The sequence below is a fragment of the Salinicoccus hispanicus genome, from assembly GCF_009831115.1.
Classification (GTDB): domain Bacteria; phylum Bacillota; class Bacilli; order Staphylococcales; family Salinicoccaceae; genus Salinicoccus; species Salinicoccus hispanicus.
Window position 1 is genome coordinate 399,179 of sequence record NZ_WUUK01000001.1, and the last position, 24,410, is coordinate 423,588.

Consider the following 24,410-nt stretch of genomic DNA (forward strand, 5'->3'; position numbering starts at 1 on the left):
AAAATGAGGAGTGACAGTAATGAAACGATTGACAGGGAATGAAATCAGGGAACTATTCATCAAATACTTCAACGAACACGGGCATATGGTCGAGCCGAGCGCACCACTCGTACCGATCGATGATGATTCACTGCTGTGGATCAATTCGGGTGTGGCCACACTGAAAAAATACTTCGACGGCAGGGTCATTCCTGAAAACCCGAAGATTGTGAATGCACAGAAGGCGATCCGTACAAATGATATCGAGAATGTCGGCTTTACAGCACGCCACCACACGTTCTTTGAAATGCTCGGAAACTTTTCGATCGGCGACTACTTCAAAAAGGATGCCGTCAAGTACGCATGGGATTTCCTTACCAATGACGACTGGATCGGCTTTGATGCCGACCTGCTCTATGTCACGGTGCATCCGGAAGATGAGGATGCCTACGAACTGTGGAGAAATGAAATCGGACTGTCACCAGAGCGCATCATCCGCATTGAAGGCAACTTCTGGGACATCGGTGAAGGCCCATCCGGCCCGAACAGCGAGATCTTCTACGATCGTGGACCTGAGTTCGAATTCGACACACCGGCCGAAGAGATGTATCCGGGCGGAGAGAATGAGCGGTATCTCGAAATCTGGAATCTGGTATTCAGTGAATTCAACCACAATAAGGATGGCACATATACACCGCTGCCGAACAAGAACATTGATACCGGCATGGGTCTTGAACGCATGGCCAGCATCACCCAGGAAGTGCCGACCAACTTCGACACGGACCTGTTTACACCGATTCTTGCCCGCATTGAAGAGATCAGCGGATACAAGTACGGAGAAGATGAAAATAAAGACGTGGCATTCAAAGTCATCAGCGACCACATCCGTACAGTCAGCTTCGCCGTGGCGGACGGTGCACTGCCATCAAACGAAGGACGCGGCTATGTACTGAGAAGACTGATCCGTCGTGCAGTGCGGTTCAGCAAGGAGCTCAATATCGCTCGTGCATTCATGTATGAACTTGCCGATCCCGTGGCTGACGTCATGCATGGCTTCTACCCGAATGTCAGCGAACGCAAGGCATTCATCAAGGAAGTCATCAGAAAAGAAGAGGAGCGCTTCCTGGCGACACTTGATGAGGGCATCCAGATCTATGACCAGGTCAAGCAGAAGGCAGCAAAGGACGATGGCATCATCAGCGGTTCCGACGCTTTCAGGCTGTATGATACGTATGGCTTCCCTTATGAACTGACGAAGGAATATGCAGAGAATGACGGGCTCGAAGTCGATGAGGCTGGATTCAGGAATGAAATGCAAGCGCAGCGGGAGCGCGCCAGGAACGCACGCAAGTCCGGCGATTCAATGCAGGTCCAGTCGGAGACACTTGCCGAGATTACTGAAGAAAGCACGTTTACGGGTTATCAGTCCTTGAATGAAGAGGCACGACTGCTCCATATCATCAAGGAGGATAATTCGGTTGCACAGGCAGAACAGGGCGCGCAGGTTGAACTGATATTCGACCACACACCTTTCTACGCAACAAGCGGTGGACAGGTTGCCGATAAGGGATATATCAGAAGCAGCAATGCGTCACTCGCTGTTCAATCGGTCTACAAGGCGCCGAATGGCCAGAATGTCCATGTGGCGACGGTGGAATCCGGTACAGTGACTGCCGGCGATACGTACAGCCTCGAAGTATTGGAAGAAAGCCGCAATTTCATCACCAAAAACCATACAGCGACACACCTGCTCCACCAGGCATTGAAGGATGTTCTTGGAGACCATGTCAATCAGGCCGGATCCCTTGTCGAAAAGGAGAGGCTGCGCTTTGACTTCTCGCATCTTGAAGGTCTGACAGATGAAGAGATCGCCAAGGTCGAGACGATTGTCAACGAAAAGGTCTACAGCAATATGCGTGTAGAGATTGCAGAAATGCCGATCAGCGAAGCCAAGGAGAAGGGTGCAATGGCGCTGTTCGGGGAAAAGTATGGAGATATTGTCCGTGTGGTCGATATCGACCAGTATTCCGTCGAGCTGTGCGGCGGCATCCATGTCGGCAGCACGGGAGAAATCGGCCTGTTCAAAATAGTTTCCGAAACCGGCATCGGTGCTGGCGTCCGCCGGATCGAGGCGGTGACAAGCCGCTATGCCGTCAACCTGTTCAAAGAGAAGGAAGCAGCCCTCCAGTCCATTGCAGGACGACTGAAAGTCAAGGAGAACCAGGTGGACAGACGGGTCGATGCGCTCCTCTCGGAGAAAAAGGATCTCGAGCAGCAGATCAGAAAGCTCAAGGAATCCGGCCAGGCGGATAAGCTCGCAGACATGACGAATGAAGTGAAAGATATCAGCGGCATCAAAGTACTTTCAAAAGAAGTGCCGGCAAACGATGCCAAGGAACTGCGCGAGATGATGGACAGCCTGAAATCCCGGGCACAGGACACGATCATCGCCCTTGGTGCGGTCAACGACGGCAAGGTGTCGCTTGTTGTGACGGTGCCATCGGCGCTGACAGACCGTTTCAAAGCTGGAGAGATCATGAAAGGCATGGCTTCGACAGTCGAAGGCAAGGGCGGTGGCAGACCTGATATGGCTCAGGGCGGCGGAACGGCCCCCGAAAATATAACAAATGCATTACAGTTTGTTGAAGACTATGTTAAAAGTTCTCAATAGAGGGCAATGGATGCTATAATATATGGAAAGGCAAGCAATGATGGGAGTGCTGGATTTGAATCAATTTGACGAAACCATGAAGTTCAGTGTCGACGACACTAAAGCACATAATGTGAAAGAGATCATGACGACTGTCTACAGGACGCTCGAAGAACGCGGATACAACCCGATCAATCAGATTGTAGGGTATCTTCAGAGCGGTGATCCGGCCTATATTCCGAGGCACAATGAAGCAAGGAACAAGATCCGTCACATCGACCGGGACGAGATCATGGAAGTACTCGTCAGAACCTACATCGAGAAGGAAATCCATGAATAGGATACTTGGACTCGATGTCGGAACAAAAACCGTTGGTGTCGCGTTGAGCGATGCACTCGGGTGGACAGCACAGGGGCTGACGACACTCAAGATCAATTACGCTGAAGAATCATACGGTATTGAAGAGGTTTCCCAGATTGTCAGGGACAATAATGTCAGCAGGATTGTGGTCGGCCTTCCGAAGAATATGAACAATACCGTCGGCGAGAGTGGCGACAGATCCATCCATTATAGTAAATTGCTTGAAAAGAAACTGCCAGATGTTAAAATAATATTATGGGATGAGCGTCTTAGCACTGTCGGCGCAGAGCGATCGCTCCTTGAAGCGGACCTCTCCCGAAAAAAAAGAAAAGCTGTAATCGATAAAATGGCCGCAGTGTTCATATTGCAAGGCTATCTCGATAATCCAGTTAAAGGAGACTGAATTATGAGCCAAGAAGAAATGGATTTTAACAATGAAGAAGAGCTTCTGACACTGTACGACGAAGAGGGGAATGAAGTCCTCTACCGCAAGATGCTCGAGTTTCACCATCCCGGATTCGAAAAAGATTATGTAATTCTTGCTGAAGAAGGCAATTTTTCAAATGATGATGAAGAAATAGAGCTCATTCCGATGATCAACATGCCGGATGATGACGGTGAAGGCGGCAAATTCATGCCAGTTGAAACTGACGAAGAATGGGACATGATTGAAGAAGTGGTCAACACTCAGATGGATGAACCTGAAGAGTAGAAATTCTCAATGAATAAGGAATGGCTTCCAATATACATTGGAAGCTATTTTTGAGATAGGAGTAATATATGAGTAAATACGACGATATCAGATTTTCAAAAAATGTTTCATCCTACCTTTCAATATTCATTATTGCAGCATTGGCTGTTCTTTTCATATTGGGTGCTTTCTTCATATACATGTACATCAAATCGGGTTCCGAGCCACTTGATCCAAATTCTACAGAAGTGAAGGAAGTGACCATCGAGCAGGGCTCATCTTCGGGCTTGATCGGTGATCAGCTGGAAAACGAAGAGATCATCAGAAATGGCACGATGTTCGAATTCTACCTCAAGCTGAACAGCATATCGGACTATCAGGCGGGATCATATGAACTTTCGCCATCCATGAATTTCGAGCAGATTGCGAAGACGCTTGAAACCGGAAGTGTATACGAAGAGATTCTCGGTCGTCTGACGATTCCTGAAGGTTTCACCATCGATCAGATTGCTGCCCAGATGGCACAGCAGGAGCAGTTAAGTGGGCAGGAGGACCGGTTCCTTGAACTTATGGAGGATGAGGCATTTCTCAATACGCTGATTGAGGAGTACCCGGATATGCTCTCTGACGAAATACTTGGCGAGGATGTCAAATATGCGCTTGAAGGCTATCTGTATCCAGCGACATATGATATCACCGAAGAGGAGCCGGATATCGAGAGCCTCATCAGGCGGATGCTCGATGCAACAAGAAACAATACACACACTGTGTTCCAGTCGAGTGATGGCTACTCCATCAGCTTTGAAGGAGAGACACAGGAGCTCTCATTCCATGAGTTTCTGACGCTGTCTTCACTGATTGAAAAAGAGGCGACTTCTCTGGCCGACCGTTCGAAGATTGCAAGTGTCTTCTTGAACAGGATGTCTGAAAATCCGAGCATGCCGCTCCAGACCGATCCGACAATCGCATACGCCATCGGCGAGCATCAGGAACGGATACTTTTTGAGGATCTTGAAGTGGAGGATCCGTATAACACCTACACCAATACCGGCCTGCCTCCAGGACCAATAGCGTCTCCAGGAATGGAATCCGTACAAAGTACGATGAACCCGTCCAACACTGACTTCTACTACTTCCTTGCCGATAGTGAAGGAAACAACCATTTCGCCAGAACGTTCGAAGAGCATGTTGAGAACAGGGAGCAGTATATTAATAACCAGTAATGTATAAAAGCACCTTTTCTTTCAAAATGATTTGTGCTACTATAAACTGTGATAAATAAGGCAACTGATAACGCTTGTTATCAGTTGTACTTTTTTGTATATGGTGGGTAATATGGACATTTATGAATACATTAGAAATTTGAATGCACGTCCAGAGGCATTCCCGGAAATGCTCGCGTATGCCAAGGCGCACGATGTGCCGATCATGGATGAAGATGCACTGAACGTAATGAAGCACTACATGAAGCTGGCCCGGGTCAGAAACGTACTTGAAATTGGAACTGCAATCGGCTATAGTGCCATGCATATGCTGTCTGTAGATGACAGTGTATCTGTAGTGACAGTCGAAAAGGATGAAGATGCCCATCGGACAGCAAATGAATTCTTTCGGGATCACGAAGTTTCCCATCGGGTGATGAGCGTACTTGGAGATGCCAAGGAGATTCCGCTCGAAACGCTCGGTGAGGCACCTTTCGATCTGCTTTTCATAGATGCATCCAAAGGAAACAATCAGCGTTTCTATGAACGGTACCTGCCTCTTGTGAAAACAGGAGGTCTCATTATAGTGGACAACATCCTGGTCCGTGGACTTGTCGTTGAAAACGATATCACTTCACGGGGGACCCGCAGAATGAAGGAGAAGGTCGATGATTTCAATAGAGCCATCGCCGGTTCGGCAACACCTTCAGCTTTTCTGCCGGTAGGAGATGGTCTGCTTGTGATTATCAAAGATGAAAAGGAAGAGCTCAGATGAAGAGACCAACAGTCATAGGTATAGCTGGGGGGTCCGGTTCCGGCAAAACTTCGGTGACGCGCAAGATCATGCAGGCCCTGGACGGTCACAGCGTTGTTCTGATTGAACAGGACTACTACTATAAGGACCAGAGTGATAAGACATTCGAGGAAAGGCTGCGTACGAACTATGACCATCCTTTCGCGTTCGACAATGACCTGCTGATTGCGCATATCAGACAGCTGATCAGCCGTCAGGCAGTTGAAATTCCTACATACAACTATGAAATACACACAAGAAGTGATGAAACGATAGAAGTGGAGCCGAAGGATGTCATCATTCTGGAAGGCATCTTCGCTTTGGAGAATGAAAAACTCAGAAATCTGATGGATGTCAAATTGTATGTGGACACGGATTCCGATATCCGCATTCTGAGGCGTCTGCAGCGGGATATTGAAAAGCGCGGGCGGACCATGGATTCGGTCATCAGCCAGTATCTTAACGTCGTCAGGCCCATGCATCTTCAGTTTATTGAACCGACCAAACGGTTCAGTGATGTCATCATCCCTGAAGGCGGGGAGAATAATGTGGCAATCGACCTCATTACAACCAAGATCCGCACGCTGCTCGACGAATAGGCAATTTCAAGTATACTTTAATAAATAATGAAGGAGTACGATGGATATGCAAAAAGAATTCCCAATGACACAGAGTGGATATGAACAGCTACAGGAAGAACTTGAACAACTCAGAACCGTCAAACGTCCTGAAGTTGTAGAAAAAATAAAAGTGGCGAGAAGTTTCGGCGACCTTTCCGAAAATTCCGAGTATGATGCTGCCAAGGACGAGCAGGGCTTCGTCGAGCAGGAAATCACCAAGATCGAGGATATGCTCCGTCATGCCAAGATCATCGAAGACAGCAATGATAACAACAGCGTGCAGATCGGTAAAACCGTCACTTTCAAAGAACTGCCTGATGGCGACCAGGAAACATATCAGATCGTCGGCAGTGCAGAAGCAGACCCGTTCGAAGGCAAGATTTCGAATGAATCCCCGATCGCCAGATCACTTCTCGGTGCAAGACTCAATGATTCCGTCAATGTTCCGCTCCCGAATGGCAATGACATGAAAGTGGAAATCGTTTCTATTGACTAAGGGCATCATTGGTATCATCGGTGCCATGAAACCTGAGATTGATATCCTTTTGGAGTGGATGGATGTCGAATCGACCGACTCGATTGCGCATGCGAAAGTCTACCAGGGAAAACTGCAGGGCCAGGATGTCGTACTGGTGCAGAGTGGCATCGGCAAAGTCAATGCAAGCATGATCACGGCGCTCCTTCTGGAACGCTACTATGTCCGTATCATCATCAACACCGGGGTGGCCGGCGGCCTGTCGGATGCACTGCAGGTGACCGACATGGTCGTCAGCACTTCGGTGCTGCATCATGATGTGGACGCAGTGGAATTCGGATATGCACTGGGACAGGTCCCCGGCATGCCGAAGTTCTACATTGCAGACAAGGGACTTGTAAAACTGTCAATGGAAGCAATATCCGGTAATCCGGAGATCAATGGACATGGCGGGCTCATTGTCAGCGGTGATTCCTTCATCAGCAGCAGTGAACAGAAGGATGGAATCACCCGCAATTTCAGGAAGGCTTTGGCTGTAGATATGGAATCTGCCGCAATCGCCCAGACCTGCTACCAGTATTCGACGCCTTTTGTCATCATCCGTTCGATTTCCGACAAGGCGGATGACACAGCTGATATGACTTATGAAGAATTTCTATCGAAAGCTTGTGTTCATTCATCCGAAGTTGTAAAATCATTAGTGAAGGATTTGTAACCTGGAGGGGAAACGCAATGATTTATCTTATGAGCTTTGCAATCGTCATTACAGTCGTTATCGGTTACCTCATCTATAGGGATACTGATATTGAGGATAATGAAATCAATGAATAACCCAAAAAGCGCCTTAATCTTTAAGGGGCTTTTCTTTTTGTGGTAAAATATAAAAAAACTCATTAGGAGTGCATATATTGAAGGTGCTGGAAAAATACTTTCTACCGAGTGACTATTTCAGGGAATTCCATAGCATTACGCCACAATATCTCAAGGACCGTGGCATCAGGGCTGTAATTACGGATCTTGATAATACGCTTGTCGGGTATGACGAACCCGATGCGAACGAGAGCGTGCTGGAATGGTTCAAATCAATGAATGAGAATGATATCAAAGTGACAATCGTATCCAATGGCAGTAGAAACAGGGTCGGCAGGTTCTGCGATCCCCATGATATCGAATACATCTTCAGAGCAAGGAAGCCGCTTGGCAGTGCCTATAACAAAGCTGTCAAGATGATGGATGAAGACAGGGGAGAGACGGTCATGATCGGTGACCAGCTGATGACCGATGTATTCGGTGCAAACCGTGTCGGTCTGAAGAGCATACTTGTTCTGCCAGTAAAGAAGAAGGACGGCTGGGCGACAGTCGTCAATAGAAGAATCGAACGGATTCTTATGAAATACTTTGACCAGAAAGGTCTAATCCAATGGGGGGACTAATATTTGGAAGCAATAAAATGTATCGGTTGCGGTGCGGAACTGCAATCTGAAGATAAGAACAAGCCGGGATTCATCCCGGCAAGCGGCATGGACAAGGAGGATCCGATATGCAAGCGGTGCTATCGCCTGAAGCACTATAACGAAGTGATGGACATCGATATCGACTCCGGAGAATTTCTGACCATGCTCAATGCGCTTTACGAGACTGATGGGCTGATTGTCAAAGTCATCGATGTCTTTGATTTTCATGGCAGTCTGATTCCTGCGTTCAATAGAATTGTCGGGGACAAGGATGTCATTGCAGTGATCAACAAGATCGACCTGCTGCCGAAGTCCGTCAATCGCAACCGTGTTGTGCATAGGGCGAAGCAGATGCTCAGTGAAGCGGGTATCAGAGCGGTTGACACCGTTGTCGTCAGTGCCATGAAGAATGAAGGCATGGATACGCTTGTCAAAAAGCTGTCGAGCTACTCCAATGGACAGGATATCTATGTCGTGGGTACGACAAACGTCGGCAAATCGACATTGATCAACAGGCTGATAGAAAATACCTCGGGCGATAAGGAAGTCATCACGACCAGCAGATTCCCAGGCACTACACTCGATCTGATCGATATACCGCTCGATGAGAATGCATCCATCTACGATACGCCCGGTGTAGTCGTGGATTCCCAGATGGCACACTATGTGCAGTCTGAGAACTTGAAGTTCATCTCGCCGACCAAGGAGATAAAGTCGAAGACCTTCCAGCTTGAAGCATCACAGACACTCTTCATCTCCAATCTTGCCAGAATGGATTTTGTGGCAGGGGATAGAAACAGTTTTGTCGTCTATGCAAACCATGCACTCAACATCCATCGCACCAAGACGGTAAAGGCAGATGACTTCTATCAGAATCACTTCAATACATTGCTGGCACCACCTGAAATATCCAAGCCATACTTGAGCGAGGACTACGAGGTGTTCGAGTTTGATATTGAAGAGGATAGTGATATTTCCATCAGCGGCCTGGCATTCATCCGTGCAGGTGCCGGCGCCAGTGTTGCAGTCAGGGTACCAACAGGTATTGATGTTACACTGCGTCCGACAATCTTTAAAGGTGGTCAATAATGGGTAGATATGCAGTAATAGGGTATCCGATTTCGCATACGCTTTCTCCGCTGATTCATAACGCCAACTTCGAGGCAAAGGGAACAGCGGATCATTACTCGGCGATTGCTGTCCACCCTGATCAGCTCACGCATATAAGGGAAATCATCAGATCCAACGGTCTGGATGGTTTCAACGTGACGATTCCGCACAAGGAAAAGATCATGGCCCACCTGGATCATGTGGACAGGGACGCTATGAAAATCGGTGCAGTCAATACCGTAGCCGTCGATGGAGATGTATTGACCGGCTATAATACGGATGTCACCGGGTACCTTGATGCATTCAACCAGACATTCGGCAAGCAGCATAGGCGTATACTGATCATTGGTGCGGGTGGTGCTGCGAAAGCCGTCCACAGAGCACATGCCAATAATGGTGATTCGGTGACGATTGCCGCCCGCCGCATGGAGCGTTTCCAGTTTTTCAAAACTGCTGATTTCAAGGCAGTGCTGATCTCGGATATTCCTGGACTCGATCCGCATGACGTCATCATCAATACGACACCGGTCGGCATGAAGCATGAGGATCTGCTTAAAGAAATGGAAATACCGGAGTCGCTCATCACTGAAAATACACTCGGCGTGGATCTGATATATCAGCCGGAAAAAACGAAGTTTCTCGAATACTTTGCAGAAAACAACTATATGAACGGCATGCCGATGCTCATCCACCAGGCCATGGACGCCTATACGCTATGGACAGGTGAGCAGGGGGACATTGCTGCAGTCAATAGAAAATATAAAGCACATATCGGAGGTAAATCATGAATAAATTAACTTCACGGCAGGTGAAGCAGCTCAAATCAGAAGCACACCATCTCAATCCAATCTTCCAGGTGGGAAAGAATGGCGTCAATGACAACTTCATTGAACAGATTGATGACGTACTGGAGAAAAGGGAACTGATCAAGATCTCCATTCTGCAGAACTGTCTCGAAGACAAGGATACGATCGCCCAGCAGATCAGTGAAGGTACAAAGGGCCATGTCGTTACAGTCATCGGCAATACGATCATCCTCTATAGGGAATCCAAAGAAAATAAAAAGATCGACCTGTCATGAAGATAGGTCTTTTTGGCGGGACTTTCGACCCGGTGCATCCAGGTCATATCCATGCAGTCGCAGAAGCATATATTGCACTCGACCTGGATAAGGTGATCTGCATTCCGGCCAGACAGGCACCACTGAAGACAGAAGCGCCGACAAGTGATCACCATCGGTTGAAGATGCTTGAATATGCAGTGCGCCATTATGACTTCATCGAAATCGATACGTGGGAAATGTCACAGGAAGGTGTCAGCTACACTTATGACACGGCTGTCCATCTGAAGGCACAATACCCGGATGACACTCTCTACTTTCTGATCGGGACGGATCAGTACAGAAGCTTTGAAAAATGGCATCGCTATCAGGAGCTGCTCGAGATGCTGAATTTTGTGGTCATGGACCGCTATTCTGATGCACCGGTGAGTGATGACCGTTTCATGAGCATCAGTCAGCCAGTACTCGAGATTTCATCGACCGTCATCAGGGACCGCCTCAGAAAAGGGATAGATGTACGGCATCAGCTTGATCCTGACGTATATCAGTATATAAAGGAGAATCACCTGTATGAAGCATAAATCAGCCATCAATCTTGCCAAGGACAAATTGCCGGAAAAACGCTATAGGCATTCAAAGCGTGTTGCAGAAACAGCAATAGAAATGGCGGAAATCTATGGTGGAGATAAGAACAAGTGCTTTCTGGCCGGAATCCTCCATGATTTTTCAAAGTACGATGAACTCAGTGAGATGTATCAGTATGTGACCCGCTACAAGCTTGATCCTGAACTGCTTGAATTCAAAAGCGAGGTGCTTCATGGGCCGGTGGCTGCAGTCAAGATGCGGGAGGAACACGGTGTCACGGATGAAGAGATATTCTACGCAATCATGAACCATACAACCGGCAGAAGACAGATGTCTCTCAATGAAAAGATCATCTATGTCGCCGACTACATTGAACCTGACCGTACACAGCCGGGCGTCGAAGGAATCAGGGATATCGTCTTCCAGCTGAAGAATCTGGACAAGGCAGTATATGAAATTACGAAAGCGAATATACTTCATCTGGTATCTAAAGACCGCGCGGTATATCGCAGAACACTAGAGTGCTTGAACTACTACAATATGGTTAAGGAGTGACTGTATGAATACAGAACAGCTGGTCGATCTTCTGGTCGAAGCGTGTGACAATAAACGCGCAGAGGAAATTATGAAATTTGATGTCAGAGAGACGAGCAGTGTCACAGACTGCTATCTGATCTGCCACGGCAACTCAGACAGACAGGTCCAGGCGATTGCGGATGAAGTCATGGATTTCTGCAAGGAGCGGGAAATGGACTATCTGATTGAAGGCTACAGAGAAGCGAAATGGGTGCTTATAGATGTAAATAACGTCGTTGTTCATGTCTTCCATAAGCCTGAGCGCGAATATTATAATCTTGAAAGACTGTTCAAGTACGGTGAACGCGTTGAAGTCTAGACCGACCTATCAGCTCTTCAGCCACTACTACGATGAGCTGACGTATGATATGCCTTATGCTCTTTGGCTCGATATCATCGATCATTATAGATCGGACAGGCGGACGATACTCGATATCGGCTGTGGAACCGGTCGACTGACGCGAAAGCTTCAGTTCGACAGCATCACCGCCATGGATCAGTCGGATATGATGCTCGATGTTGCGCGTCAGCATGACTCTCCGAATATTACGTATGTCCAGGGAGATATGCGTAACTTTGAACTGGACCGGACGTTCGATATGGTCACTGCAACAGTCGATGTACTCAACTACTGCAGTAACCAGGATGAAGTGCTGCAGGTGCTCGGCAGGGTACATGATCATCTGGATGCAGGTGGTGTCTTCATCTTCGATATTCATAGCGCATTCAAGATGAACAGTGACTTCGACGATGTAACATACAGTGATGAAACGGAACATATCACCTATATATGGCATGCCCTGCAAGGAGAAGCACCGCTGTCGGTCGTCCATGACATGATTTTCTTCATCAAGGACGAGGATGATGAGGGTCTCTATCGCAGAGTGGAAGAGACTCACAGCCAGCGGACATATACCCATATGGAGATGCTTCAGATGATCAGCGAGTCGGGTTTCACCATCGATGCCGCATTCAGTGACTTCGACATGGAAAATGCAGTGACTGAAGTGTGTGACAGAGTATTTTATGTTCTGAAGAAGTAGAAATGACCTGACTACAAAAGTCAGGTCATTTTTACTTCTCGAGTTTTTTTATTTATTTGACGTTGAAAAAAATCAAAACGCCCATTTTCCACCATATATATATAAAGAGATTTTTTAGGGGGAATCACTATGGTGGATGTAAGGGTGATCTGGCAGAAATACCGTTTTATAATCGGTGGGACAGGGGGTTTCATTATTCTGATTCTGTTGTTCTTTTTGTTTTCACCAGGACAGGGAGTAGAGGTGATGGCCTATGAGCCGGAACCGATGCAGGAAGCAGCTTCTACGGATGAAGCATCTATCGAGGAGACTGTAGCGAAGGGAAACATTTTTGTCGAGGTAAAAGGGGCGGTCAAAAACCCCGGCGTGTTTGAACTTCCGCCTGATGCCAGAGTAAAGAATGTGCTTGAGATGGCACAGCTTGAACCGGAAGCGGATCTGCTCACGGTCAACCAGTCGATGAAGCTTGTCGATGAGCTGGTCATATACGTCCCAAAAGCGGGGGAAGAGGTTGCTGCCATTGAAGCGCCCGGCTCTCGAGAGGAAAGTACTTCCGGCGAAGAGATGGTGAATATCAATACGGCAACGATGGAAGAGCTGATGACGCTGAACGGCATCGGTGAGAAGAAGGCCCAGCTTTTCATGGACTACCGGGAAGAGAATGGACTGTTCATGAAACTTGAAGATATCAAGAACATCTCGGGAATCGGAGATAAAACGTATGAAAGTCTGGAACCATATATTACAATAGATTAATAATGAAGAGGAGGGCGAATATGAGAATAGACTGGCACCAGTATTTTCTGGCACAGAGCCATCTGCTGAGTCTGCGTTCTACATGCGAGCGGCTCAAAGTAGGGGCGACGATAGTAAAGGACAATCGGGTGATTGCTGGTGGATATAATGGTTCGGTTTCAGGTGAAGCCCACTGCATCGATGTCGGCTGCCTGATTGAGGGAAAGCACTGCATCAGAACAATCCATGCAGAAATAAATGCACTGCTGCAATGTTCGAAGTTCGGGATATCGACAGAAGATGCGAGTATCTACGTTACCCATTTCCCTTGTGTGCATTGTACGAAGTCACTGATCCAGGCGGGTATAAGTTACATATATTATGCAGAGGATTATAAGAACCATCCCTATGCACTGGAACTGCTGGATAAGACAGGTGTCCATTATGAGCGCATTGCTTTTAACAGGGATAACGTCATCGATGCACTCCATCAGCAGTCATGATCCTTTTCCTCATCCTGCTGGCAATTCTTAATGGATATATCTTTGCAGGTCTCCCTGTCATCGGATTATTTTTCATTACCATCACCAGTATAATCAGCTATAGAAAAATGGGAGGCGTGTTTCTACTCCTCCACTGTATAGTGACAGCCATCGTTTCGATGGCTGTTTTTATGTTGCCTGAAAAAACATCAGTCGAGAGCGTCCCTTCTTTGACCATCACCGGATACAAGTACTATCAGGATGGCATCGCCCATACCGGTACCTACGATGGCAGACGGTACGACCTCTATCTCGAGGATGCGGTGAAGCTGCCGGTGGGCTATATGTGCCGAGGACTGTATGAAGTGCATATGCCGGGTGAGAACCGGAACTTCATCAAGATGGATGACAGGATGATGATGAATATCAATGGACTTGATGGACGCATATATGAAACAGCCATCGATCCGGCAGCATGCAAGCATACCCGGAAGACGGCAGGGATGCGGCTGGCTGAAATCAGGGATGACTATATGGAGCGTGTACTCGGGGCGACCGAGCACGATTACAGGTTTGATATACTGACACTATCCATAGGAAACAAGACATACATCACGTCGGAGTTCTTTGATGCACTGCAGAAGCTCGGCATCTATCATCTCTATGTCATTTCAGGCACCCATATCGCATTCATCAGCGGTATTCTTTTCTATACTCTCAATCGGCTGAGGCTGGATATTACAACCATCAAACTGATCATGATGACGAGCCTGGTCCTGTTCCTTTTCCTCAATTTCTTCAGCCCGAGTGTTTTCCGTGCCGTATTCATGACTGTAGTGCTGCTCGCGACGTCTTTCACGAGACGCAAGCCATATCTCGCCGTCATATCCCTGTCCGCCATCATCCAGATCATGCTCAACCCCTGGATTGTCTACCATGCCGGCTTCCAGCTGTCCTATATTACGACGTTCCTGATCATCTTGAGCCGGAACTACTGGAGCCAGTATGGATTCTTTACACAGTTGTTCGGGATCACACTGATTGCGGAATTTTCCACCCTGGTGATCCTGCTGCATCAGTTCAACGAACTGAGTATCAGTGGCATCATCATGAATCTCCTATTCGTTCCACTGTTCACCTTTCTCATATTCCCGATGGTGATTCTTTTCAACGTGCTCGCATTTACCCATCTGCCGGCATTCATGGATCTATTCTATATGTTCACCTTCGGCATGCTGCGCCAGTTGATCACCGCTCTGGCTGAAGGGATGAACCATCGCATCTCGGTTGCCAATCTGAATTCTTTCTGGCTTATGGTCCTCGTTGTGCTGACATACTGGATGATCAGAACACTTTGTCTGAAGCAGTTCAAGAGACTTCTTCTGCTGGCTGCCTGCTTTGGCGTGTCCATCCTTCTGATCGGCAGGGTGTCCTATGAGGACTATACTGTGACGATGGTGGATGTCGGGCAGGGAGATGCATTTGTCATAGAGGACCATAGGAGGGGCACAGTCATCCTGCTGGATACGGGGGGGCAGTTCTATTTCCGGGAGACCGGACGGAAGCTCTCCGATAGAACGGTGCTGCCGTATCTCAAAGAGTCCGGTGTGAACCGCATCGACATGCTCATACTTTCCCATTTTGATCTTGACCACATGGGGGAGAGTCATCATATCATGACGGAAATGCCAGTGGATCATGTCTATCTCAATGCGAATGATCCAGGATTTAAGGCATGGCATGAGAGTATGCCTTCAGAGTTTGATGGGAAGGTTGTAAATGCACTGGAGGTGCAGGAGATCAGAGCAGGTGGCATTCTGATTGAAAGGCTGTTCCCCGATGCTTCGCTGGAGGAGGAAGATACAAATCGGAACTCGCTTGTACTGAAAATACAGATCGAGGACTTCAGCTTTCTATTTACCGGGGACACTGATATGGAGATGGAGACGAGGGTGATCACGGAGCATGGAAAAATTGAAGCGGATGTCCTGAAGCTTGCCCATCATGGCTCGGATACGTCGACAGGTGAACACTTCCTAGAAAACACAGCCTTTGCATATGGGCTTATTTCGGCAGGGGTGGATAACCGTTATGGTCATCCGCATCCGGAAGTCGTCCGAAGAGCCGGGGACCTTACACTGCTGGACACCACGAAGCATGGCATGGTACGCTTTACCATCAGGAATAACAAAATGTGCATCGAAACCAAGCTCGATCAATCGATGGATCACTGCATAAAAAAAAAGAGCTGAATAATCAGCTCTTTAGACACCGGCAACAATCTGGAAGATCTGGGCAACAACATAAATAGCTGTCAGGCCGAGGAATCCAACCAGGAAACCAAGTCCGGAGTCGACGATATCGTTGTTCTTGGATTGAACGTGCTTTTCGAATTTATTCATGAGATAACCTCCTAGACATATCACCTATAGTATAGGATATTTTCATAAAAAAAGCTATAATGGATTTACAATCAGTACAGGAGCGACTCTATAGATGGAAAAACTACAACTTATATATGGCAGCAATACTATGAGAATTACAGAAAAGGCGAAATCCCTCGCGCAGAATTATGTCGACGAGCCGGACGCATTCAGCATCGTCACGCTGAACTATAAGGAGACACCGGTCGAAGGCATCATTGAAGAAGCGCAGACACTGCCTTTCCTATCCGACCGCAAGGCAGTCATCGTAGATGATGCCTTTTCATTCACCGGTGCCAAAGTACGCTCTGAAATCGAGCATAATATCGATCTGCTCGTCGAGTACTTCAATAATAAGAATGACGATACACTGGTCATATTCAAGGTGTTCAGCGAACAGCTCGATAACCGTAAGAAGATCACCAAGCTGATCAAGAGCAAGGGCAAGATTACGGAAATCAGTGAAATGACCGAGCAGGAGATCCGCGGATTCATCACAAATGAAGTGGACAGGGCAGGCGTGCAGATGGATGGACCGGCGGTTGATTTATTCATCCAGCTTGTCGGCATCAAGTACGAGCACGTATCAAATGAGCTGCAGAAGGTACTGCTCTATGTCGAAGAGTCGGCTACAGAAGCGGATGTGCATGATATCGTCAGTGTAAGTCTTGAACAGAACATATTCAAGCTGACCGACCTGATCCTGTCGAACAGGAAGGCAGAAGCCGTCAAGCTGCTTCGCGACCTCATTCTTCAGAACGAGGAGCCGATGCAGCTGCTCCACCTCATCATCAGTCAGCTGAGACTGCTCTATCAGGTCAAGCTGATGCAGCAGGAAGGCTATCAGGGGGACTACATCGCGAAAGCCCTCAAAGTCCATCCATACAGGGTCAAGCTCGCAAGCCGCGAAGTACGTAAATACCAGCAGGCAGAGCTTGAACGCAAGATGGTCAAATGCCGTGACATCGACTACAAGTTCAAATCCAGCTACCTGGACAGGGAAACACTGTTCGAGCTGTTTGTGCTGGAAATATGAAAAATCCCCTCTCAGTCGAAGAGGGGAAGCAATATTTAAGGCAAATAAAAAAACCTTCCAAAAGAAGGTTTTACTTTGTCATGAGTTGAGATTTCACACGTGCCGCTTTGTTAGTGTGGATCAAGTTCTTTTTAGAAGCTTTATCTACGTGTTTAACAGCGTTGGAAATAAGTGACTCAACGTTTTCTGCATTGTTTGTTTTAGCAGTCATCGCACGCTTGACAGCAGTACGCATTTCGTTTTTCTGAGCAATATTTTGGCTATGAGCTTTTTCAGTAGTTTTCACTCTTTTGATAGCTGATTTAATGTTAGGCATTACTTTCACCTCCATCTTATAAGTTGTACAACTTTAATTGCAACAAGATGTATTTTATCAAATGTACGCAGGTTATGCAATATAAATAGAAAATGAATTGAATGAAATTCCTATTATTGCTATAATACAACCATTGTCATTAAGAGAAAGTTGGAAGATAAATGAATGATCAAGAGCGTTTGAAACGTCAGGATAAAATAAGAAACTTTTCAATCATCGCCCATATTGATCACGGCAAGAGTACACTCGCAGACCGTATTCTTGAAAACACCAAATCTGTCACATCAAGAGAAATGAAAGAACAGCTTCTCGACTCGATGGATCTGGAGCGTGAGCGTGGCATTACAATCAAACTGAACGCGGTTCAGCTTAAATATACGGCCAAGGATGGCGAGGACTACATCTTCCATCTTATAGATACGCCGGGACACGTCGATTTTACATACGAAGTCTCCCGTTCACTCGCTGCCTGCGAAGGCGCAATACTAGTAGTGGATGCAGCCCAGGGCATCGAAGCCCAGACGCTGGCGAACGTCTATCTGGCGCTTGATAATGACCTGGAACTGATTCCGGTCATCAATAAGATCGACCTGCCTGCAGCGGATCCGGAACGGATTGCACAGGAAGTGGAGGACGTCATCGGCCTCGACAAGGAAAGTGCCATCATGGCTTCCGCAAAAGCGAATATTGGCATTGAAGAAATACTCGAGAGTGTCGTCAAGACGGTACCTGCGCCTGCAGGCGATCCATCAGCACCCCTCAAGGCGCTGATCTTTGATTCCATTTTCGACCCATACCGCGGTGTCATATCTTCCATCCGTATAATGGAAGGGACGGTCAAACCGGGTGACAAGATCAAGATGATGGCAACCGGCAAGACATTTGAAGTGGCCGAAGTCGGTATCAATACACCAAAACCGCTCCCGGTACAGGAATTGACGGTAGGTGATGTCGGCTATCTAATGGCTTCCGTCAAGAACGTCAGCGACTCCCGCGTCGGTGACACCATCACGCTGGCTGATAATCCGGCAGAGAATGCGCTTCAGGGCTACAAGAAGATGACCCCGATGGTCTACTGTGGTATCTATCCGATCGACTCCGGGAAGTACAACGATCTGCGCGAAGCACTTGAGAAGCTGGAACTGAATGATTCTGCGCTCGTCTACGAGCCGGAGACATCCCAGGCGCTCGGCTTCGGCTATCGTACAGGCTTCCTCGGACTGCTTCATATGGAGATTGTCCAGGAGCGCATCGAGCGTGAATTCGGCATCGAGCTGATTGCGACAGCACCATCCGTAATATACGAAGTATTCATGACAGACGGTTCCAAGGTCATCGTCGACAACCCGGCGGAAATGCCGGATCCGCAGAAGATCGACCACATCGAAGAGCCCTATGTGAAGTCGACGGTCATGGTACCGAACGACTATGTCGGTTCTGTCATGGAACTGTGCCAGAAGAAACGCGGCAATTTCATAACAATGGACTACCTCGATGATATACGTGTCAACATCATCTATGAGATCCCGCTGTCGGAAGTCGTCTTCGACTTCTTCGATCAGCTGAAATCCCAGACGAAGGGGTATGCATCATTCGACTATGAGCTGATCGGCTATAAGGAGAGCAGACTCGTCAAGATGGATATACTTCTGAATAATGAGAAGGTGGATGCACTGAGCATCATCGTCCACCGTGATTTCGCCTATGACCGCGGCAAGGTCATCGTGGAGAAGCTCAAAAACCTCATTCCGCGCCAGCAGTTCGAAGTGCCTGTCCAGGCGGCAATCGGCCAGAAGGTCATTGCCCGTACGAATATCAAATCGATGGGTAAGAATGTACTTTCCAAGTGCTACGGCGGGGATATCAGCCGTAAGCGTAAATTGCTCGAGAAGCAAAAAGAAGGTAAGAAGAAAATGAAGGCAGTCGGAAGTGTGGAGATTCCTCAGGAAGCATTTCTCGCTGTACTTAAAATGGACGAAGAATAAAGCCACTGCATAGTGGCTTTTCGTTTTGAATGGAGTGTCGTCATGGCTGAAAGCCTATATATTCATATTCCCTTTTGCAACCGCATATGCACGTACTGTGACTTCAACAAAGTACTGATCAACAATCAGCCGGTCGACGGCTATCTGGATGCACTGATCAGAGAGCTTCAGACAATCGAAGCGCAGAGTTTGAGGACCATCTTCGTCGGTGGTGGTACACCAACCGCACTCAGTGAAGCGCAGCTCTCCCGTCTGCTTGCAGCAGTTACCGACCGTTTCCAGGTAACCGAAGAGTTCACGTTCGAGGCAAACCCCGATGAACTGACACCTGGCAAGCTCGATGTATTAAATAATTATGGGGTGAATCGCATCAGTCTCGGTGTGCAGACATTCAATGAAGATCTGCTCAAAGTACTCGGACGCTCCCATGGCTATGATGATATATTCAATGCCATCAACCATATGGAGAAGATCGGGCTCGACAACTATTCACTCGACCTGATGTACAATCTGCCCGGGGAGACGATGCAGGATCTGGATGACAGTCTCCGGCACGTGCGCACACTGTCACCAAAGCACATCTCCTGGTATTCATTGATCATCGAACCGCATACCGTATTCTACAATCAGATCAGAAAGGGCCGGATGAAAGTCGATGACGATGATATCGAAGGACAGAAGTACGAGCATGTCATCAATGGCCTCAGGGCCCTCGGCTATCCGCAGTACGAGATTTCGAACTTCTCACAGCCGGCCTTTGAATCGGAACACAACAAGACGTACTGGAAAAATGCCCCGTACTACGGCGCCGGCGCCGGCAGCCATGGCTATATCGACAATACCAGGTACTACAACATCAAGCCGGTCAACCACTACATCCAGTCCATGGAAGAAAAGGGCTCGGTCGTCAAGGAGACACTGGAACTGGATAGGAAGGCGCAGATGGAGGAGGAGATGTTCCTCGGCCTGCGCATGAACCGCGGTGTAGATGTCGAGCGGTTCGGCTCGAAGTTCGGCCGTTCCATGGATGATGTCTATGGCTCTGTCATCAGGCAGGAGATGGACAAGGGGCATGTCAGGAGCAGCCGCGGCTACATTGCACTGACGGATAAAGGACGGATGGTCGGCAATACGGTCTTCATGGAATTCCTGCTGTAGAGTGGGAATCGGATATTAATTGAACATATGGATTGACATACTTTGACCATTTTGATAAATTAATATTGGCACTTGAGGATAAAGAGTGCTAATGAGGTGATGTCAATTTTAACCCAGAGACAGGAAATCATACTATTTTCAATAGTCGACGATTTTTTGAAGGTCATGATGCCGATCAGTTCCAAGCATCTTATTGAAAAGTACAGGCTTGACATCTCTTCAGCAACAGTGAGAAACGAAATGGCAAAGCTCGAAACGGACGGATATCTGACCAAGCCGCATACATCGGCAGGCAGGATCCCGTCCCGCAAAGCACTCAGGTTCTATACCGGAATGCTGAGCGAGGAGCTTGGCGGATCCAAAAGTCAGCTTAATTTCGATTTCCATCCCGAAGTGGAGGAGATGGATCGAGGTGGCATGACACGCTCACTGGCCGACGTGATCAGCAGTACAACGCAATATCTGACACAGGTTTCCTTGACTGAAGAAGATGAAATTATCAAAGGTCTTTTTCTGACACCCATCACCACAAACACACTACTTCTTATCATCGTCCTCGAGTCGGGAACAATCAGAAAAATACCGGTCGATAGCGATGACTTTGTCACTGTTCCGGAACTTGAAAAGCTCGGTAATGAAATGAATGTCCTGTCATACGGACAGCCGCTCAGCAGCCTGCCATCGATCATCGATCAGATGCAGGTCGCGCCGCACCTCAGTGTGCTGAAAGCAAGTATACGGCGATCTGTCGTAGGCGGCATCAGTGAGCCGCAGAAAGTGATCGGGCATTCAGGATTCAATCATCTGATCCATCAGATCAGCTCTGATATCAGTACGCTTCAGCTGCTGTATGACGATATGGAATCAGATCAGTTGAATGATATCATCGATCTCAATACAATAGATGGGGTCGACGTATACTTCAGTGACGAGCTGAACAGGGATTATGATTCGATTTCTGTCATTGCGACGAATTTCAGTTTCAATGGCATGAATGGAAACCTTATGATAATCGGTCCTGAAATGATGGGGTACAAGGAAGTCATACGGCTCATGTACGCTATACGGAACCAGGAAATGAAAAGGAGTGAACACAGTGACGGAAAATAAAACGAATGAAGAATTGGATCAGCAGAAAAATGACCAGACAGTCGAAGCGAGGGAAGCCGACATTGAAAAGGATGAAGCTGCGATTGAAGCAGCAGAAGCGGACATCGAGGAAAACGAATCCGACGATGAAGCATCTGAGCCGACTGATCCAAAAGATGATGAAATTGCGGCATTGAAACAGCAGGTTGAAGCAGAAGAGAACAAATACTTGAAGCTCTATGCAGAGTTTGACAACTTCAAACGCCGGAACAGACAGGAAATGGAGCTTAACAACAAGTACAAGCACCAGAAGATTGTTGAAGATCTGCTTCCGATCATCGACAACCTCGAACGTGCGCTCAAGATCGAAGGAGAATCCGAATCTTTCAATTCACTGCTTAAAGGTGTGGAGATGGTGTACAATGACCTTGTCAACACACTGATGAAACACGATGTGAAGGAAATTGAAAGCACAGGGCATACATTCGATCCGAACTTCCATCAGGCAGTAATGACGGAAGCTTCCGATGAAGCAGACGGCACGATCATCGAGGAATTCCAGAAGGGCTACATGCTGAAGGACAGGGTCATCCGTCCAAGCATGGTCAAAGTAAGCGAGTAGCTTCATAAAAGACTGAATGAATATTTTCTAAATGGAGGAATTTTATCATGAGTAAAGTTATTGGTATAGACTTGGGAACAACAAACTCTGTTGTATCAGTATTGGAAGGCGGAGAGCCGAAAGTCATCCAGAATGCAGAAGGCAACCGCACAACACCTTCAGTCGTTTCATTCAAAGACGGCGAAAAACAGGTCGGTGAGGTCGCGAAACGTCAGGCGATCACCAACCCGAACACGATCATGTCCATCAAAAGACATATGGGTACAGACCATAAGGAAACAGTAGAAGACAAAGAATATACACCACAGGAAATCTCTGCAATGATTCTTCAGAATCTGAAAGAGACTGCTGAAAGCTACCTTGGTGAAAAAGTATCCAAAGCAGTCGTTACAGTACCAGCATACTTCAATGACTCAGAACGTCAGGCAACAAAAGACGCAGGCAGAATTGCCGGTCTTGAAGTAGAGCGCATCATCAACGAGCCGACTGCAGCAGCATTGGCATATGGTCTCGACAAGCAGGAGAAAGACGAGAAAGTACTGGTATTCGACCTTGGTGGCGGTACGTTTGACGTATCCATCCTTGAACTCGGCGACGGTGTATTCGAAGTGCTTTCCACTGCCGGTGACAACCGTCTCGGCGGCGATGATTTCGATAGCGTCATCATCGATCACCTTGTCGACACATTCAAAAAAGAAAACGGCATCGACCTGTCCAAAGACAAAATGGCAATGCAGCGTCTGAAAGATGCGGCTGAAAAAGCGAAGAAGGACCTTTCCGGTGTATCTTCCACTCAAATTTCACTGCCATTCATCTCTGCAGGAGAAGCAGGACCACTGCACCTCGAAACAAACTTGACACGTGCGAAATTCGATGAGCTTTCAAACAGCCTCGTAGAACGTACAATGGGACCAACACGCCAGGCAATCAAAGATGCTGGCATCGATAGAAATGAAATCGATCAGGTCATCCTTGTCGGTGGTTCCACACGTATCCCGGCTGTACAGGAAGCAATCAAGAAAGAAGCTGGCAAAGAACCGAACAAGAGTGTCAACCCGGACGAAGTTGTAGCAATGGGTGCAGCAATCCAGGGCGGCGTGCTTTCCGGTGATGTACAGGACGTTGTACTTCTGGACGTTACACCACTTTCCCTCGGTATTGAAACTATGGGCGGCGTATCCACAGTCCTTATCGAAAGAAATACGACGATTCCGACAAGCAAGTCCCAAGTATTCTCAACAGCTTCTGACAACCAGCCAGCAGTGGACATCCACGTGCTGCAAGGTGAGCGTCCAATGGCGGCAGACAACAAGACGCTCGGCAGATTCCAGCTGACGGATATTCCACCAGCACCAAGAGGTGTGCCACAGATTGAAGTGACATTCGATATCGATAAGAATGGTATTGTCAACGTTACTGCTAAAGATCAGGGTACTGGCAAGGAACAGAAGATCACAATTGAATCCAGCTCCAATCTGTCCGATGAAGATATCGACAGAATGGTCGACGAAGCTGAAAAGAACGCTGAAGCGGACAAGCAGCGTCGTGAAGAAGTAGATCTGAGAAACGAAGCAGATCAGCTTGTATTCACTACCGACAAGACAATCGAAGATCTTGGTGACAAGGTCGAGGCTGAAGAGAAGGAAAAAGCTGAAAGTGCTAAAGAAGAATTGAAACAGGCACTTGAAGGTTCCGACATGGATGACATCAAATCCAAAAAAGAAGCACTTGAGCAGATCGTTCAAGGCATGTCCATGAAGCTTTATGAGCAGATGGCCCAGGAGCAGCAGGCTCAGGAAGGTTCTGAAAATGCCCAGGCGTCAGACGATGACGTTGTGGACGCTGACTTCAAAGAAGTGGACGACGAAGATAAGAAATAATAATGATATCAACTTTTAATTGATAAAAGTCAAAGCCAACCGCATTGGCTTTGACTTTTTTAAATGATATAGTATACAGGTTGGA

General features: G+C 47.5%; 28 protein-coding genes. 26 read left to right on the plus strand and 2 right to left on the minus strand.

Annotation, left to right across the window (positions count from 1 at the left end; all coding sequences use genetic code 11):
* Positions 1-19 precede the first annotated feature (19 nt).
* The 20 genes from alaS to GQ671_RS02010 all read left to right on the plus strand — a co-directional run bounded on the left by alaS (position 20) and on the right by GQ671_RS02010 (position 16,068).
* On the plus strand, positions 20-2,650 hold the full coding sequence (gene alaS / locus GQ671_RS01915) for an alanine--tRNA ligase (protein WP_160651866.1): 2,631 nt from the start codon (positions 20-22) through the stop codon (positions 2,648-2,650).
* A gap of 55 nt (positions 2,651-2,705) precedes the next feature.
* Positions 2,706-2,969: an IreB family regulatory phosphoprotein gene (locus GQ671_RS01920; RefSeq protein WP_160653471.1), complete on the plus strand. Its 264-nt coding sequence runs from the start codon at positions 2,706-2,708 to the stop codon at positions 2,967-2,969.
* The gene (ruvX, locus tag GQ671_RS01925; protein WP_160651869.1) at positions 2,962-3,393 is read left to right on the plus strand and encodes a Holliday junction resolvase RuvX; all 432 of its coding nucleotides are present in this window, start codon (positions 2,962-2,964) and stop codon (positions 3,391-3,393) included. The genes GQ671_RS01920 and ruvX overlap by 8 nt, the downstream gene beginning before the upstream one ends.
* A 3-nt stretch (positions 3,394-3,396) precedes the next feature.
* Positions 3,397-3,702 carry a DUF1292 domain-containing protein gene (locus GQ671_RS01930; RefSeq protein ID WP_160651872.1) on the plus strand — a complete coding sequence of 102 codons (306 nt, stop codon included), beginning with the start codon at positions 3,397-3,399 and terminating at the stop codon, positions 3,700-3,702.
* 68 nt (positions 3,703-3,770) lie between these two features.
* On the plus strand, positions 3,771-4,904 hold the full coding sequence (gene mltG / locus GQ671_RS01935) for an endolytic transglycosylase MltG (RefSeq protein ID WP_160651887.1): 1,134 nt from the start codon (positions 3,771-3,773) through the stop codon (positions 4,902-4,904).
* A 112-nt stretch (positions 4,905-5,016) separates the two neighbouring features.
* The gene (locus GQ671_RS01940) at positions 5,017-5,658 is read left to right on the plus strand and encodes an O-methyltransferase (protein WP_160651890.1); all 642 of its coding nucleotides are present in this window, start codon (positions 5,017-5,019) and stop codon (positions 5,656-5,658) included.
* On the plus strand, positions 5,655-6,275 hold the full coding sequence (gene udk, locus GQ671_RS01945; protein ID WP_160651893.1) for a uridine kinase: 621 nt from the start codon (positions 5,655-5,657) through the stop codon (positions 6,273-6,275). Before GQ671_RS01940 ends, udk begins: the two co-directional genes overlap by 4 nt.
* Before the next feature lie 40 nt (positions 6,276-6,315).
* Positions 6,316-6,792 carry a transcription elongation factor GreA gene (gene greA, locus GQ671_RS01950; protein WP_160651896.1) on the plus strand — a complete coding sequence of 159 codons (477 nt, stop codon included), beginning with the start codon at positions 6,316-6,318 and terminating at the stop codon, positions 6,790-6,792.
* 4 nt (positions 6,793-6,796) lie between these two features.
* A complete protein-coding gene (locus tag GQ671_RS01955; protein WP_160653474.1) occupies positions 6,797-7,486 on the plus strand; it encodes a 5'-methylthioadenosine/adenosylhomocysteine nucleosidase in 690 nt (229 codons plus the stop codon).
* Positions 7,487-7,685: 199 nt separating this feature from the next.
* Complete coding sequence (locus GQ671_RS01960) at positions 7,686-8,204, plus strand: YqeG family HAD IIIA-type phosphatase (protein ID WP_322789458.1); 519 nt, start codon at positions 7,686-7,688, stop codon at positions 8,202-8,204.
* Positions 8,205-8,207: 3 nt separating this feature from the next.
* Positions 8,208-9,314, plus strand: a complete 1,107-nt coding sequence (gene yqeH, locus GQ671_RS01965) for a ribosome biogenesis GTPase YqeH (protein ID WP_160651903.1) — start codon at positions 8,208-8,210, stop codon at positions 9,312-9,314.
* Positions 9,314-10,123: a shikimate dehydrogenase gene (gene aroE, locus GQ671_RS01970; protein ID WP_160651905.1), complete on the plus strand. Its 810-nt coding sequence runs from the start codon at positions 9,314-9,316 to the stop codon at positions 10,121-10,123. Before yqeH ends, aroE begins: the two co-directional genes overlap by 1 nt.
* On the plus strand, positions 10,120-10,416 hold the full coding sequence (gene yhbY, locus GQ671_RS01975) for a ribosome assembly RNA-binding protein YhbY (RefSeq protein WP_160651908.1): 297 nt from the start codon (positions 10,120-10,122) through the stop codon (positions 10,414-10,416). Before aroE ends, yhbY begins: the two co-directional genes overlap by 4 nt.
* Positions 10,413-10,976, plus strand: a complete 564-nt coding sequence (gene nadD, locus GQ671_RS01980; RefSeq protein ID WP_160651911.1) for a nicotinate (nicotinamide) nucleotide adenylyltransferase — start codon at positions 10,413-10,415, stop codon at positions 10,974-10,976. Before yhbY ends, nadD begins: the two co-directional genes overlap by 4 nt.
* Positions 10,966-11,535: a bis(5'-nucleosyl)-tetraphosphatase (symmetrical) YqeK gene (yqeK, locus tag GQ671_RS01985; RefSeq protein ID WP_160651914.1), complete on the plus strand. Its 570-nt coding sequence runs from the start codon at positions 10,966-10,968 to the stop codon at positions 11,533-11,535. The genes nadD and yqeK overlap by 11 nt, the downstream gene beginning before the upstream one ends.
* A 4-nt stretch (positions 11,536-11,539) precedes the next feature.
* The gene (gene rsfS / locus GQ671_RS01990) at positions 11,540-11,875 is read left to right on the plus strand and encodes a ribosome silencing factor (protein ID WP_160651917.1); all 336 of its coding nucleotides are present in this window, start codon (positions 11,540-11,542) and stop codon (positions 11,873-11,875) included.
* Positions 11,865-12,599: a class I SAM-dependent methyltransferase gene (locus tag GQ671_RS01995; protein ID WP_160651919.1), complete on the plus strand. Its 735-nt coding sequence runs from the start codon at positions 11,865-11,867 to the stop codon at positions 12,597-12,599. The genes rsfS and GQ671_RS01995 overlap by 11 nt, the downstream gene beginning before the upstream one ends.
* A gap of 129 nt (positions 12,600-12,728) precedes the next feature.
* Entirely contained in the window at positions 12,729-13,355 is a 627-nt protein-coding gene (locus GQ671_RS02000) for a helix-hairpin-helix domain-containing protein (protein ID WP_170288604.1), read from the plus strand.
* Positions 13,356-13,375: 20 nt separating this feature from the next.
* Positions 13,376-13,837, plus strand: a complete 462-nt coding sequence (locus GQ671_RS02005; protein ID WP_160651922.1) for a ComE operon protein 2 — start codon at positions 13,376-13,378, stop codon at positions 13,835-13,837.
* Between the two features lie 140 nt (positions 13,838-13,977).
* Positions 13,978-16,068, plus strand: a complete 2,091-nt coding sequence (locus GQ671_RS02010) for a DNA internalization-related competence protein ComEC/Rec2 (RefSeq protein WP_322789450.1) — start codon at positions 13,978-13,980, stop codon at positions 16,066-16,068.
* Between the two features lie 12 nt (positions 16,069-16,080).
* On the opposite strand, the gene GQ671_RS02015 is transcribed toward GQ671_RS02010, so the two are convergent.
* A complete protein-coding gene (locus GQ671_RS02015; RefSeq protein ID WP_160651928.1) occupies positions 16,081-16,218 on the minus strand; it encodes a YqzM family protein in 138 nt (45 codons plus the stop codon).
* 94 nt (positions 16,219-16,312) lie between these two features.
* Here GQ671_RS02015 and holA point away from each other — a divergent pair, with 94 nt between their 5' ends.
* Positions 16,313-17,275: a DNA polymerase III subunit delta gene (gene holA / locus GQ671_RS02020; protein WP_160651931.1), complete on the plus strand. Its 963-nt coding sequence runs from the start codon at positions 16,313-16,315 to the stop codon at positions 17,273-17,275.
* A 70-nt stretch (positions 17,276-17,345) separates the two neighbouring features.
* Here holA and rpsT read toward each other — a convergent pair whose 3' ends face one another.
* Positions 17,346-17,591, minus strand: coding sequence for a 30S ribosomal protein S20 (gene rpsT / locus GQ671_RS02025; protein ID WP_160651934.1), 246 nt, complete (start codon positions 17,589-17,591; stop codon positions 17,346-17,348).
* Between the two features lie 161 nt (positions 17,592-17,752).
* On the opposite strand from rpsT, the gene lepA reads away from it, so the two are divergent.
* The 5 genes from lepA to dnaK all read left to right on the plus strand — a co-directional run bounded on the left by lepA (position 17,753) and on the right by dnaK (position 24,325).
* Positions 17,753-19,576: a translation elongation factor 4 gene (gene lepA, locus GQ671_RS02030; protein ID WP_160651937.1), complete on the plus strand. Its 1,824-nt coding sequence runs from the start codon at positions 17,753-17,755 to the stop codon at positions 19,574-19,576.
* Between the two features lie 42 nt (positions 19,577-19,618).
* Positions 19,619-20,734 carry a radical SAM family heme chaperone HemW gene (gene hemW / locus GQ671_RS02035; RefSeq protein ID WP_160651940.1) on the plus strand — a complete coding sequence of 372 codons (1,116 nt, stop codon included), beginning with the start codon at positions 19,619-19,621 and terminating at the stop codon, positions 20,732-20,734.
* A gap of 99 nt (positions 20,735-20,833) precedes the next feature.
* Positions 20,834-21,844, plus strand: coding sequence for a heat-inducible transcription repressor HrcA (locus tag GQ671_RS02040; protein WP_160651945.1), 1,011 nt, complete (start codon positions 20,834-20,836; stop codon positions 21,842-21,844).
* Positions 21,831-22,445: a nucleotide exchange factor GrpE gene (gene grpE / locus GQ671_RS02045; RefSeq protein WP_160651948.1), complete on the plus strand. Its 615-nt coding sequence runs from the start codon at positions 21,831-21,833 to the stop codon at positions 22,443-22,445. The genes GQ671_RS02040 and grpE overlap by 14 nt, the downstream gene beginning before the upstream one ends.
* Positions 22,446-22,492: 47 nt before the next feature.
* The gene (gene dnaK, locus GQ671_RS02050) at positions 22,493-24,325 is read left to right on the plus strand and encodes a molecular chaperone DnaK (protein WP_160651953.1); all 1,833 of its coding nucleotides are present in this window, start codon (positions 22,493-22,495) and stop codon (positions 24,323-24,325) included.
* The last annotated feature ends 85 nt before the right edge of the window (positions 24,326-24,410 follow it).